This window comes from Pseudomonas sp. B3G-3 (assembly GCF_028640915.1).
GTDB classification, from domain to species: domain Bacteria; phylum Pseudomonadota; class Gammaproteobacteria; order Pseudomonadales; family Pseudomonadaceae; genus Aquipseudomonas; species Aquipseudomonas chlororaphis_I.
The window spans coordinates 41,143-53,543 of the sequence record NZ_JAQZAB010000105.1; the positions used below are offsets into that span (position 1 = coordinate 41,143).

The 12,401-nt window shown below is 63.8% G+C and carries 14 protein-coding genes; 12 read left to right on the forward strand and 2 right to left on the reverse strand.

Going from position 1 to position 12,401, the window contains the following annotated elements; all coding sequences use genetic code 11:
* Window positions 1–40: 40 nt before the first annotated feature.
* The 9 genes from PVZ80_RS15260 (at window position 41) to PVZ80_RS15300 (ending at window position 9,327) form a co-directional block, all read left to right on the forward strand.
* A complete protein-coding gene (locus PVZ80_RS15260) occupies window positions 41–901 on the forward strand; it encodes a sugar phosphate isomerase/epimerase family protein (RefSeq protein ID WP_016701788.1) in 861 nt (286 codons plus the stop codon).
* 274 nt (window positions 902–1,175) lie between these two features.
* On the forward strand, window positions 1,176–2,234 hold the full coding sequence (locus tag PVZ80_RS15265) for a Gfo/Idh/MocA family protein (protein ID WP_009048471.1): 1,059 nt from the start codon (window positions 1,176–1,178) through the stop codon (window positions 2,232–2,234).
* Window positions 2,235–2,364: 130 nt separating this feature from the next.
* Window positions 2,365–2,550, forward strand: coding sequence for a hypothetical protein (locus tag PVZ80_RS15270; RefSeq protein WP_273864153.1), 186 nt, complete (start codon window positions 2,365–2,367; stop codon window positions 2,548–2,550).
* A gap of 54 nt (window positions 2,551–2,604) precedes the next feature.
* A complete protein-coding gene (locus PVZ80_RS15275) occupies window positions 2,605–3,531 on the forward strand; it encodes a sugar ABC transporter substrate-binding protein (protein ID WP_009048473.1) in 927 nt (308 codons plus the stop codon).
* A 98-nt stretch (window positions 3,532–3,629) separates the two neighbouring features.
* Complete coding sequence (locus PVZ80_RS15280; RefSeq protein WP_009048474.1) at window positions 3,630–5,195, forward strand: sugar ABC transporter ATP-binding protein; 1,566 nt, start codon at window positions 3,630–3,632, stop codon at window positions 5,193–5,195.
* A 70-nt stretch (window positions 5,196–5,265) separates the two neighbouring features.
* Window positions 5,266–6,288, forward strand: coding sequence for an ABC transporter permease (locus PVZ80_RS15285; protein WP_007923642.1), 1,023 nt, complete (start codon window positions 5,266–5,268; stop codon window positions 6,286–6,288).
* 442 nt (window positions 6,289–6,730) lie between these two features.
* Window positions 6,731–7,135: a TraR/DksA family transcriptional regulator gene (locus PVZ80_RS15290; RefSeq protein WP_007923643.1), complete on the forward strand. Its 405-nt coding sequence runs from the start codon at window positions 6,731–6,733 to the stop codon at window positions 7,133–7,135.
* A gap of 604 nt (window positions 7,136–7,739) precedes the next feature.
* Window positions 7,740–8,978, forward strand: a complete 1,239-nt coding sequence (locus PVZ80_RS15295; protein ID WP_443201012.1) for a methyl-accepting chemotaxis protein — start codon at window positions 7,740–7,742, stop codon at window positions 8,976–8,978.
* 130 nt (window positions 8,979–9,108) lie between these two features.
* Window positions 9,109–9,327 (forward strand): hypothetical protein, encoded by a 219-nt coding sequence (locus PVZ80_RS15300; RefSeq protein WP_009048476.1) that lies wholly within the window; start codon window positions 9,109–9,111, stop codon window positions 9,325–9,327.
* 20 nt (window positions 9,328–9,347) lie between these two features.
* On the opposite strand, the gene PVZ80_RS15305 is transcribed toward PVZ80_RS15300, so the two are convergent.
* On the reverse strand, window positions 9,348–9,740 hold the full coding sequence (locus tag PVZ80_RS15305; RefSeq protein ID WP_016701792.1) for a hypothetical protein: 393 nt from the start codon (window positions 9,738–9,740) through the stop codon (window positions 9,348–9,350).
* Between the two features lie 66 nt (window positions 9,741–9,806).
* Entirely contained in the window at window positions 9,807–10,037 is a 231-nt protein-coding gene (locus PVZ80_RS15310; protein WP_016701793.1) for a hypothetical protein, read from the reverse strand.
* Between the two features lie 545 nt (window positions 10,038–10,582).
* Between PVZ80_RS15310 and PVZ80_RS15315 the strand changes: the two genes are divergently transcribed.
* The 3 genes from PVZ80_RS15315 to PVZ80_RS15325 all read left to right on the forward strand — a co-directional run bounded on the left by PVZ80_RS15315 (window position 10,583) and on the right by PVZ80_RS15325 (window position 12,361).
* Window positions 10,583–11,032 (forward strand): hypothetical protein, encoded by a 450-nt coding sequence (locus PVZ80_RS15315; RefSeq protein ID WP_031286381.1) that lies wholly within the window; start codon window positions 10,583–10,585, stop codon window positions 11,030–11,032.
* The gene (locus PVZ80_RS15320) at window positions 11,029–11,226 is read left to right on the forward strand and encodes a hypothetical protein (RefSeq protein WP_009048479.1); all 198 of its coding nucleotides are present in this window, start codon (window positions 11,029–11,031) and stop codon (window positions 11,224–11,226) included. The genes PVZ80_RS15315 and PVZ80_RS15320 overlap by 4 nt, the downstream gene beginning before the upstream one ends.
* A 118-nt stretch (window positions 11,227–11,344) precedes the next feature.
* Window positions 11,345–12,361, forward strand: a complete 1,017-nt coding sequence (locus PVZ80_RS15325; RefSeq protein WP_063429943.1) for an ABC transporter substrate-binding protein — start codon at window positions 11,345–11,347, stop codon at window positions 12,359–12,361.
* Window positions 12,362–12,401 lie beyond the last annotated feature (40 nt).

Here is a 12,401-nt window from a genome sequence, read left to right on the forward strand (position 1 = left end):
GGCTACAGGTCACTACTTCAGATTTGGGGAGAACACTAAAATGCGCATTGCACTGGACCCCTACATGTACCGCCACCTGCCGCTGGGCCAGATGACCGACAAGGCTGCCGAGCTGGGGTATCAATACATCGAGCTGTCGCCCCGCGAGGATTTCCTGCCGTTCTACAAGGCGCCCCGGGTCGACCGGGCGCGGATCAAGGCGTTTCGCAAGGCCCTGAGCGACAGCGGCGTGCAACTCTCGTCCTTGTTGCCGATGTACCACTGGGCCGCCGCCGACGAAGGCTTGCGCGTGGCGGCGGTGCGCAACTGGAAGCGGGCGATCCAGATCGCCGTGGAAATGGACTGCGAGCTGGTCAACACCGAGTTCACCGGCCAGTCGGACAACCCGCTGGTGTGCGAGAACCAGTTCATGCGCTCCATGGACGAATTGATCCCGGAGTTCGAGCGCGAGGGCATCAAGCTGGATATCCAGGCCCATCCCTATGATTTCTGCGAGCGCAACAACGAGTCGGTGGACATCATCCGCGGCTTGGACCGGGACTGGATCAACTACCTGTACGCGGCGCCGCACACCTTCTTCTACGACGACGGCAAGGGCGATATCGCCTCGATGCTCAAGTACGCGGGCAGCAAGCTCAGCCACCTGATCATCGCCGACACCTACAACCACAAGGCGTCGTCGAGCCTGCGCTATATCGTCAACCCGCCGGGCGTCACCGCCACCGTGCACCAGCACCTGGACATCGGCCAGGGCGAAGTGGACTGGACGGCGTTCTTCGATACCTTGCGCGAGATCCAGTTCGATGGCATCGCCACGGTCTCGGTGTTCGCCTGGGAAGACCGCCCGGACGAATCCAACCGGATGATGCTGGAGCGGGTCAGCAGCGAACTGTGCCGCTGAAGCGACCCCTGTGGTCGGATCATGCGGATCGAATGGGGAGCGGCCGGCATTTCTACGTACCGCCGTTTGTAGGAGCAGCCGGTCGACGCTCGATTGCTCGCGATGAACCTGAAGATGCTGCGTTTCGTCAGGAAATACGCGTCATCGTTGACCTCCATCGCGAGCAAGCTTCGCTCCTACAAGGGCGAGTTGATTACCGTTACCGCGTGGTCGATCGCAGGCTGCGCCAGCGGCTACAGCAGTACAACGGGTTCTATATAAGGAGGGCTTTGCGATGCGCATTGGATTGGTGGGTTACGGCCATGGCGGCCGACATTTTCACGCACCGCTGATTGCCAGCCTGCCCGGCGCGACTTTTGTCGGGGTGGTCACCCGCTCGGCCGAGCGCCGGCAACTGCTGGCGGCGGAGCATCCCGGGGTGCGGGCCTTCGACAGCATCGAGCAACTGGTCGCGGCCGGGGTCGACGGGCTGGTGATTTCCACCCCGCTGGAGGGCCGCGCGGCGTTGGTGCTGGAAGCCATCGAGCGCGGTGTCCCGGTGGTCAGCGACAAGCCCTTCGCCAGCGACGTGGAACAGGCGCGGGCGCTGATCGACGCCGCTGCAACCCGCCGGGTGCCGCTGAGCCTGTACATGAACCGGCGCTGGGACTCGGACTTCCTCACCCTGCGCAAGCTGATCGACAGCGGCACCCTGGGCAGCGTCAGCCGCTTCGAGTCGCGGGTCGAGCGCTATGTGCCGCAGGCCGTGGGCAATGCCAGCGGCGGCGGGTTCCTGCGCGATCTTGGCAGCCATCTGGTGGACCAGGCCTTGCAGCTGTTCGGCCCGGTGACCCGGGTCTACGCCGAGTTGCAGTACGCCGCCCAGGCGCCGACCTGCGACTACGGTTTTTTCCTCGCCCTGAGCCATGCCAATGGCGTGGTTTCACATTTGTCCGGTAGTTGTCTGCAGAACTGCCAGGGGCCGCGCTTCCGGGTCAGCGGTTCGGCCGGCAGTTATACGGTCGAGGGCCTGGATGGCCAGGAGCAGGCGCTGGTCGCCGGCCTGTCGCCACAAACCGAGGGCGAGCGCTGGGGCGTCGAGGAACACCGGCGCTGGGGCTGGTTCGAGCAGGGCGAGATTCGCGAGCGGATAGCCTCCGAGCGGGGCGACTGGTTGCAGTTCTATAAACGCTGGCAGGCGGCGCTGCAAGGGCAGGGGCCGCTGCCGGTGACGCCGGCCGAGGCCCTGGCCACCACCCGCGTACTGGACGCCGCGCGCCTGAGCTGGCGCCAGCGCCAGGTGGTGGAAATGGCCGATTTCCGGCTGCAGAATGAATTTGGAATAAAATTCTAAAATGAGTTGATATAGAAATTATTTTCCAATAAAGTCGTTTCCAGGTTGCCGACTAGCAGGGTTCTCGCACCGACCTCAAGCCCGCCTTGAGCCGAGTGGAACCCGCCAACAAAAACAACAGGTACCGTCGATGAAAACCTTCAGTTCCGCTTTGCACCTGCTTCGTCGCGCATTAGTGCGCCGCCGTCCGCTGTCTCGTCAAACACCCCGGCCTGCCTCCGTCTTCCAGCCCCTGGTCCGCCTGCTTTGCGTCGAACGCAAGGGCGCGCTGGTGTGCTGCATGCCCGGCGCGCCGATCGTGCGTCTGCCTCACTGAGTGGTTTCTGCGCCTTATCCATAAAACCTACAAGAATGTGGAGAAAGACCTTTCATGAAGACCAAGACCCGTTTTGCCACGCTCGCCCTGTCCCTGTTGCTGGGTAGCGGCTCGGCGTTCGCCGACCTGAAGATCGGCGTGAGCATGTCGCAGTTCGACGACACCTGGCTGACCTACCTGCGCGAATCCATGGACCAGAAAGCCAAGTCCCTGCCGGACGGCGTCACCCTGCAGTTCGAGGACGCCCGTGCCGACGTGGTCAAGCAACTGAGCCAGGTGGAAAGTTTTATCAGCCAGAAGGTCGACGCCATCGTGGTCAACCCGGTGGACACCGCGGCGACCCGCAAGATCACCGAGGCGGCGGTCAAGGCCGGGATTCCTCTGGTCTACGTCAACCGCCGTCCGGACGACCTGAACCTGCCCAAGGGCGTGGTCACCGTGGCCTCCAACGACCTGGAGGCCGGGCAGATGCAGATGCAGTACCTGGCCGACAAAATGGGCGGCAAGGGTGAGGTGGTGATCCTGCTGGGCGACCTGGCGAACAACTCCACCACCAACCGCACCAAGGGCGTCAAGGAAGTGCTGGCCAAGTACCCGGGGATCAAGGTCGAGCAGGAACAGACCGGGATCTGGCTGCGGGACAAGGCCATGACCCTGGTCAACGACTGGCTGACCCAGGGCCGCAAGTTCGACGCGGTGGTGGCCAACAACGATGAGATGGCCATCGGCGCCGCCATGGCGCTGAAACAGGCCGGGGTGGAGAAGGGCAGTGTGCTGATCGCCGGGGTCGACGGCACGCCCGATGGCCTGCGCGCGGTGCAGAAGGGCGACCTGGCGGTCTCGGTGTTCCAGGACGCCAAGGGCCAGGCCGACGGCTCGATCGACACCGCGGTGAAGATGGCCAGGCACGAGCCGGTGGAACAGGCGGTGTGGGTGCCTTATCGCCTGATCACCCCGGAAAACGTCGCCCAGTTCAAATAGGCCCGCTTTAAAAAACGGGTTCAAAAAAGCTCGCCCGTTCCATCACAACAATAAGCCGGCGGGGTGGCCCAGCTGCCCCGCGGATGGAGTACCTGATCATGTTCGCTTCAGCGACTGCTTCGAGCATCCCGGCGGCGGCCGTGCCGCCCGCCGCCCAGTCCGGGCAAGAGCCCTACCTGCTGGAAGTCATCAACGTCAGCAAGGGCTTTCCCGGGGTTGTCGCCCTGTCCGATGTGCAGCTGCGGGTGCGCCCCGGCACGGTGCTGGCGCTGATGGGGGAGAACGGCGCGGGCAAGTCGACCCTGATGAAAATCATCGCCGGGATCTACCAGCCGGACGCCGGCGAGCTGCGGCTCAAGGGCCAGCGGGTGAATTTCGAGACGCCGCTGGCGGCCTTGCAGGCGGGGATCGCGATGATCCACCAGGAACTCAACCTGATGCCGCACATGAGCATTGCCGAGAACATCTGGATCGGCCGCGAGCAGCTCAACGGCCTGCATATGATCGATCACCGCGAGATGCACCGCTGCACCGCGCTGTTGCTGGAACGCCTGCGCATCAACCTCGACCCCGAGGAACAGGTGGGCAACCTGAGCATCGCCGAGCGGCAGATGGTCGAGATCGCCAAGGCGGTGTCCTACGACTCCGACATCCTGATCATGGACGAACCGACTTCGGCCATTACCGAGAAAGAGGTGGCGCACCTGTTCTCGATCATCGCCGACCTCAAAGCCCAGGGTAAGGGCATCATCTATATCACCCACAAGATGAACGAAGTGTTCGCCATCGCCGATGAAGTGGCGGTGTTCCGCGACGGCGCCTACATCGGCCTGCAACGGGCCGACAGCATGGACGGCGACAGCCTGATCTCGATGATGGTCGGCCGCGAACTCAGCCAGTTGTTCCCGGTGCGCGAGAAGCCCATCGGCGAGCTGCTGATGTCGGTGCGCGACCTGCGCCTGGACGGGGTGTTCGAGGGCGTGTCCTTCGACCTGCACGCCGGGGAGATTCTCGGCATCGCCGGGCTGATGGGCTCGGGCCGCACCAACGTGGCCGAGACGATTTTCGGCATCACCCCCAGCGACGGCGGCGAGATCCGCCTCGACGGCCAGCCGGTGCGCATCAGCGACCCGCACATGGCCATCGAAAAGGGTTTTGCCCTGCTGACCGAGGACCGCAAGCTCAGCGGCCTGTTCCCCTGCCTGTCGGTCCTGGAAAACATGGAGATGGCGGTGCTGCCGCACTACGCCGGCAACGGCTTCATCCAGCAGAAGGCCCTGCGCGCCCTGTGCGAGGACATGTGCAAGAAGCTGCGGGTCAAGACCCCGTCCCTGGAGCAGTGCATCGACACCCTGTCCGGCGGCAACCAGCAGAAGGCCTTACTCGCCCGCTGGCTGATGACCAACCCGCGGGTGCTGATCCTCGACGAACCGACCCGCGGCATCGACGTCGGCGCCAAGGCCGAGATCTACCGGCTGATCGCCTACCTCGCCGGTGAGGGCATGGCGGTGATCATGATTTCTTCGGAGCTGCCGGAAGTGCTGGGCATGAGCGATCGGGTGATGGTCATGCACGAGGGCGAGCTGATGGGCACCCTCGACCGCGGCGAAGCGACCCAGGAGAAGGTCATGCAACTGGCTTCCGGGATGTCCCTGGTCCACTAGCCGGCAAACGTATCAAGGCCATCGGCGAGCTGTGTTCGCCGCCGGCCATACAAGAAGAAGGTGAAGGCTTATGAACGCGATACTGGAAAACAAACCCGCGGCGGCGCCAGCCAGAACGCGCCGGCGCCTGCCCACCGAACTGAGCATCTTCCTGGTGCTGATCGGCATCGGCCTGGTGTTCGAACTGTTCGGCTGGATCGTGCGCGACCAGAGCTTCCTGATGAACTCCCAGCGCCTGGTGCTGATGATCCTGCAGGTGTCGATCATCGGCCTGCTGGCCATCGGCGTGACCCAGGTGATCATCACCACCGGCATCGACCTGTCGTCCGGCTCGGTGCTGGCGCTGTCGGCAATGATTGCCGCCAGCCTGGCGCAGACCTCGGACTTCACCCGCGCGGTGTTCCCGTCGCTGACCGACCTGCCGGTGTGGATCCCGGTGGTGGCCGGGCTGGGGGTAGGGCTGCTGGCGGGGGCGATCAACGGCAGCATCATCGCCATCACCGGGATCCCGCCCTTTATCGCCACCCTCGGCATGATGGTCTCGGCGCGCGGCCTGGCGCGTTACTACACTGAGGGCCAGCCGATCAGCATGCTCTCGGATTCCTACACGGCCATCGGCCACGGTGCGATGCCGGTGATCATCTTCCTGGTGGTGGCGGTGATCTTCCATATCGCCCTGCGCTACACCAAGTACGGCAAGTACACCTACGCCATCGGCGGCAACATGCAGGCGGCGCGGACCTCGGGGATCAACGTCAAGCGCCACCTGGTGATCGTCTACAGCATCGCCGGGCTGCTGGCGGGGCTGGCCGGGGTGGTGGCCTCGGCGCGGGCGGCGACCGGGCAGGCGGGCATGGGCATGTCCTACGAGCTGGACGCCATCGCCGCCGCGGTGATCGGCGGCACCAGCCTGGCCGGCGGCGTGGGGCGCATCACCGGCACCGTGATCGGCGCGCTGATCCTCGGGGTGATGGCCAGCGGTTTCACCTTCGTCGGTGTCGATGCCTACATCCAGGATATCATCAAGGGCCTGATCATCGTGGTGGCGGTGGTCATCGACCAGTACCGCAACAAGCGCAAGCTCAAGCGCTGAGCCCTGTGCTTCTGTAGGAGCGAAGCTTGCTCGCGATGGACTTCAACGATAACGCTTAGCATCTGATGCACCGCGGCGTATTGACGATTATCGCGGGCAAGCCTCGCTCCTACAGAAGCCTTGCACCACGGCAGCGGCAGGCCTTTTTCGGGCCTGCCGTTGCCGTTTGTCTTCTAAAAGACCCCGGCCGATGGAATTTCTTGTTATAAACGCACTCCGATAACCGCCGCCAAAGCCAGCCCTGGCGGGCTTTCAGGGCTTGTCGGACAAATTCGATGTCATTTCAGTTGCTGAGGCCTCAAACGGGCCTTAGACTGCCGCCCCTCGTAAATTGAGTGCCGGGTGGCGCTTGGAATGTATGGCGCCTTTCCGATGCCCCGAAAGGGGGCACGGAAAACAGCTTTAATTCGCCTTAATGCACGTATTTTTTATAGAGAAATCAATGACAAAGGAAAAGTTGCTGGCCATGCCGGCGGATGACTACATGAACGCCGAGCAGCTGGCTTTTTTCACTGAGCTGTTGCAGGCCATGAAGGTCGAAACCCACGAGCGCATCGAACAGAACCGAATCGCCATTGAGAGCCTGGACACCCCGGCCGACCCTGCCGACGCGGCTTCCGTAGAGGAAGAGCGGACCTGGCTGGTCAACGCTATCGACCGCGACCAGCGCATGCTGCCGCAGCTGGAGCAGGCCCTGGGCCGTATCGGCGACGACAGCTTCGGCTGGTGCGACGACAGCGGCGAGCCGATCGGCCTGAAACGCCTGCTGATCAGCCCGACCACCAAGTACTGCATCGAAGCTCAGGAACGTCACGAGCAGATCGACAAGCACCAGCGTCAGGCCTGATCGCCAAGACTTCTCCCCTCGCGGGCAAGCCCCACCCCAAGGTCGCCACTGCACCTGGGCTGGCAGGCTTGCCCGCGAGTCGTTTGTGGGCGCCCTGAAAGCCCCTCGCGCATTTCTATTGATCTGCTGCAAACCTGCGACTAATGGACCATGGATAATGGCTTTTTAGTGGCGTTCAATGCAGAGCAAATAATTAGAAAAACGTGGGGTAATCCAGATGACGCAAGACGGATCTTTGTCGGCTGCCACTGCGCAACCGCTGCCAACAGCCCAAGCCACCCGGCGCTGGTGGGGTCCAGCCCTGCAAAGCGGCGCCTTGCTGCTGGTGTTGTATGCCCTGTCCCAAGGGCTGCTTTCCTTCTACCTTGCCGTGCCGCTGATGCTGCTGATCGTCTGGCTGCCGCGCCTGGCCAGGCCCAAGGCCGCAGCGCCGGCGAGCAGCGTCGACAACGGCGAGATCGCCGCGCTGACTCGCGACCTGTCCTACAGCACCAGCCATAACGCACTGTCGGCCGCCGGCGTGGCCTATTCGGTCCGGCAACTGGCCGGGCGGGTGCAGTCGCAACTGGACTCGGCGGCGCGCATCGTCAGCAGCGCCGAGGCGATGATCCACACCGAGCAACTGGCCGCGCAGCTCAGCCAGCAGGCCCTGAGCGCCGCCAGCGAAGCCCATCGCAGCAGCGCCGAAGGCAGCGTGGTGCTGGGCGAGTCGATCACCCGCATGCACCGCCTCAGCCAAAGCGCCAACGACAGCCGTGAACTGATCGAGGCCTTGAGCCAGCGCAGCGAAGACATCCAGCGGGTGGCGCTGGTGATCCAGTCGATCGCCAGCCAGACCAACCTGCTGGCGCTGAATGCCGCCATCGAGGCGGCGCGGGCCGGGGAGCACGGGCGCGGGTTCGCCGTGGTGGCCGATGAGGTGCGTGGCCTGGCCGGGCGCACGGCCACCGCCACCGACGAGGTCGGGGTGATGGTCGGCGATATCCAGCAGCGCACCGCCCAGGTGGTGGAGCAGATCCGCCAGCTGTCCAGCGACCTGAACACCGGGGTGGAGCAGGTCGAGTCCACCGGCCAGCATTTGCAGAACATCGCCCGGCTGTCGGCGGGGGTGGAAAGCCAGGTCGGCGAGATCGCCCGCGGCGCCGAGACCAATCGCCAGCAACTGGACAGCCTGTTCCATGCCGTGGAGCAGGTGCGCGGCGACCTGGCGGTGAGCGACCAGCAGACCCGGAGCCTGGCCGAGGCGGCGGTGCAGATGGAAGGGCAGGCGGAGATCATCAGCGAGCGCCTGGCGGCAGTCGGCCTGGACGACTATCACCAGCGCATCTACGACCTGGCCCAGGAAGGCGCCCGACGCATCGCCGAGCAGTTCGAGGCGGACCTGGACGCCAGCCGCATCAGCCTCGACGACCTGTTCGACCGCAGCTACCAGCCGATCGCCAATACCCAGCCGGTGAAATACCAGACCCGCTTCGACCGCTACGCCGATCAGGTGCTGCCGGCGATCCAGGAGCCGTTGCTGGCGCGTCACGAAGGCCTGGTGTTCGCCATCGCCTGCACGCCCCAGGGCTACGTGCCGACCCACAACCAGGTGTTCTCGCAGCCGCTGACCGGCGACCCGCAGCTGGATACCCTGCACAACCGCACCAAGCGCAAGTTCGAGGACCGCACCGGCATCCGCTGCGGCAGCCACCAGCAGCCGCTGTTGCTGCAAACCTACACCCGCGATACCGGCGAACTGATGCACGACCTGTCGGTGCCGATCAGGGTCAAGGGCCGGCATTGGGGCGGCCTGCGCCTGGGCTACAAACCGGAGCAGGCTGTCGAGGCCGTGCGCGGCTGAGCCCGAGCGGGCCGGTCATTGTTACCGGCCCTGCAACGAAGCTGTGCAAGAGATGGCTTTTTCCCAGTATGGGAACTCATTAGTATGGCGACATTGTTAGCTAGCTAACTAGTTGTCAGGAGAAGTCCTCATGCAAAGCAAAGTCGATGTCGCAGTGATGATTGGTAGCGGTGTACCGGCCACCTTTCGCGCGGTCGGGCTGAATGTGTGCTGGGTCGTGCTGGTCAATGGCGAGCGCCGCGGCGCGCCGTTCGCCAGCCGGGAGGAAGCCGTGGAATGCCAGGCGTCCTGGCTGGCTCAGCTGGCGCGGGACAAGGCCGGACACCCGCTGTTCAGTCGTTCGGCCTGAGGGCGCAGGCATCCGCGCCTTCAGACCTCGCTGCCGATCACCGCGCTTTCGGCCTGGAACAGTGCCACCTGGGCCATCGACAAGGCGCTGCTGGCGGCCTGCGCCTGGGCCCGGGCGGCGGACAAGGCCTGCATGTGCGCGTCGGTGGCGCGATGCCGGGCGGCGCTTTGCACCATCGCCAGGCGCTCGTTGGCCTTGCGCAGCCGTTGCTGCAATTGCTCGATCTGTTTGCGCAGCAGCCTGATGCGTTTCTTTTTCGCTTCGAGCACGCCGTCGGGAGCAGCGTTGGTCGCCCGGGTGATCGCGGTGCGCAGGTCAAACGGATCGCTCGCCGGGCTTTCGCTGCCCGCCGCGCCTGGCAGGGCGAACTCGGCCAGGGACGGGAGGCGGGCAGGTGGGTTGAGGTCGATCATCATGGCGCTCTTTACAGGAAGGCTCGCCAATATGTCGGTCGGGCGCGGCAATCCTTTACCCTGGGCTCAGAGGTTCAGGGCGCCCTGGTCGACGGCCTGCTTGAGGGCGCGGGCGGCGTCCTTGGCGGCAGCTTCGGCCAGTTCCGCAGTCTTGAACCAACGGTCCTTTTCCACCTGGTGGTAGCGCACGGTGCGCAGCGGTGGCTTGGCGCGCATCACGATCACGGCCTGGAACTCGCCCTCGACGTCCCGGGCTTCGCCATGAATGAAAAACTCGCCTATATCGAATTCCGTCACGTCCGACTTTCCCCTGGAAAATATGCTGGTGAAGCCTGGCCGGTGGCTGGCTTCAAGGTCGCGGCAGTATGGCAGTTGTTGCCCGTCGATGGCTGAGTTAAGTCACGCAAGTGGCTGACCGGCAGGATAAAAGAGGTTTTTTCAGCGATTTGCTCACGCATGGGTTGCTCTGAATACATAAAGTTGCTCTAGAATTGCCCCGGCAGTCAGAGATTGATGTTTACCTGCAGCACTCCCGTCCCATTAAGGGTGACGAAAGGATCGTGAGGTTTTCCGATCGACAGTGAGTGCGCAGCTTTCTCGGCGGGTCGGAACCACTTCTTCTGCGCTTGATGCGGGCCAAACGGTCCGGTAGTCCTTCCGGTTGTCCTGGGGAGGGGCGCACCGGTGTTTGCGCCTACGCGTTGGCGAGTGGTGCTTTTTCGGATTGTTTTCATGTGGAGTCACGGCGCCGGTTCGGCCGCCTTTTTCTGCTGTCCGTCGTTTACGCGGGCAGAGTCATTTTCAGTTTCGGGGATCTTTCCTTGGCAGTCAGTAATCTTGATATGCACGCGTTGTTCGTCCTGGGCGATTTGCGCGCAAAGTTGGTCAAACAGTTCCAGTCACGTTTCGTCTACATCACCGAACAGACGCCGGAAGGCATTTACGTCGCCGAAATCGACACCGAGACAGCGCTGGTCGTGGATGACAAGCCGCGCCTGGAACTCAAGGTCGGCGATCATTTCCGCGCGGCGGTCCTGCCCAGCCGTGAAGGCGGCAAGTTCGAAATCCGTTTTCGCGAGATCAAGCTGACCGTCTACGGCCTGGGCGAATACGCCTTTGTCAGCACCGCCGACGGCCACGCCATCTTGTTCAAGGAAGGCCACAGCGTAGTGACGGTGTTCGCCGCCAACCAGCAGTTGCAGGAAGGCCTGACCAAGACCCTGAAAGCCGTGACCGGTAAGGCCGCCAAGTGGCGCAAGGGTGAACTGGTGAGCTTCAAGGCCAGCGAGTGAGCCGCGCCGAATTCCATCAGCAGCATCTTGCGCGCGCCCGCGCCGAGGCCCAGCGCCTGTTCGAACAGAAAGCCGTGTTGCAAGGCGCCTGGCTGGCCTGGGTGGCTTCGCAGCTGTATGTCCTGAAGCCTGCGGCATACGCCAGCATGGTGCGCCGTGAGTTGCAGCGCCTGCAGGAGCAGGGCGCAGACTGAAGTCCCCCTCGAAAGCAGGAACCTCTACTACAGTCAGATGACTCAATTAGTCAGAGGCTTGCGGTGCCAAACCGCGAGACCATCCTGCAACGCTGTGAACGGCACAAGGGGCACAGGCATGAAAGGACTGCGGACACTGCTGGGCGGCGCGCTGCTCGGCCTGGGTATTTTGCTGGCGCCCGCCGGCGCTTGGGCGGCACCGGCGCCGATTCACTTCGCCGACCTGAACTGGGAAAGCGGCAGCCTGATCACCGATATCCTGCGCACCATCGTCGAGAAGGGTTACGACCTGCCGACCGACACCTTGCCGGGCACCACCATCACCCTGGAAACCGCGCTGGCCAACAACGATATCCAGGTCATCGGCGAAGAGTGGGCCGGACGCAGCCCGGTGTGGGTCAAAGCCGAGGCCGAGGGCAAGGTAGCGGCCCTGGGCGACACGGTTAAGGGCGCGACCGAAGGCTGGTGGGTGCCGGAATATGTGGTCAAGGGCGACCCGGCCAAGGGCATCAAGCCACTGGCGCCGGGCCTGCGCAGCGTCACGGACCTTGCGCGCTACAAGGATGTGTTCAAGGACCCGGAAAGCCCGGGCAAGGGGCGTTTTCTCAACAGCCCCATCGGCTGGACCTCGGAAGTGGTGAACAAGCAGAAGCTCAAGGCCTATGGCCTGACCGACAGCTATGTGAATTTCCGCAGCGGTTCCGGCGCGGCGCTGGACGCCGAGATCACTTCATCGATCCGTCGCGGCCAGCCGGTCCTGTTCTACTACTGGTCGCCGACCCCGTTGCTCGGCCGCTTCAAGCTGATCCAGCTGGAAGAGCCGCCGTTCGATGCCGAGGCCTGGAAAACCCTGACCGATCCCGAGCACCCCAACCCACGCCCCACGCGTTCGCTGGCTTCGAAGCTGTCGATTGGCGTGTCCACGCCGTTCCAGAAGCAGTACCCGCAGATCGCCGAGTTCTTCAGCAAGGTCGATTTGCCGATCGAGGCGCTGAACAAGGCCCTGGCGGAGATGAGCGAAAAGCACACGCCACCCCGGGAGGCGGCGCGGGCGTTTCTCAAGGCGCATCCGCAGGTATGGCGGGCGTGGTTGCCCGGGGATGTGGCGGATAAGGTCAGTGCCAGTCTCGATTGAGAGATTGCGGTGAGAGTGAGATCGCTATCGCGGGCAAGCC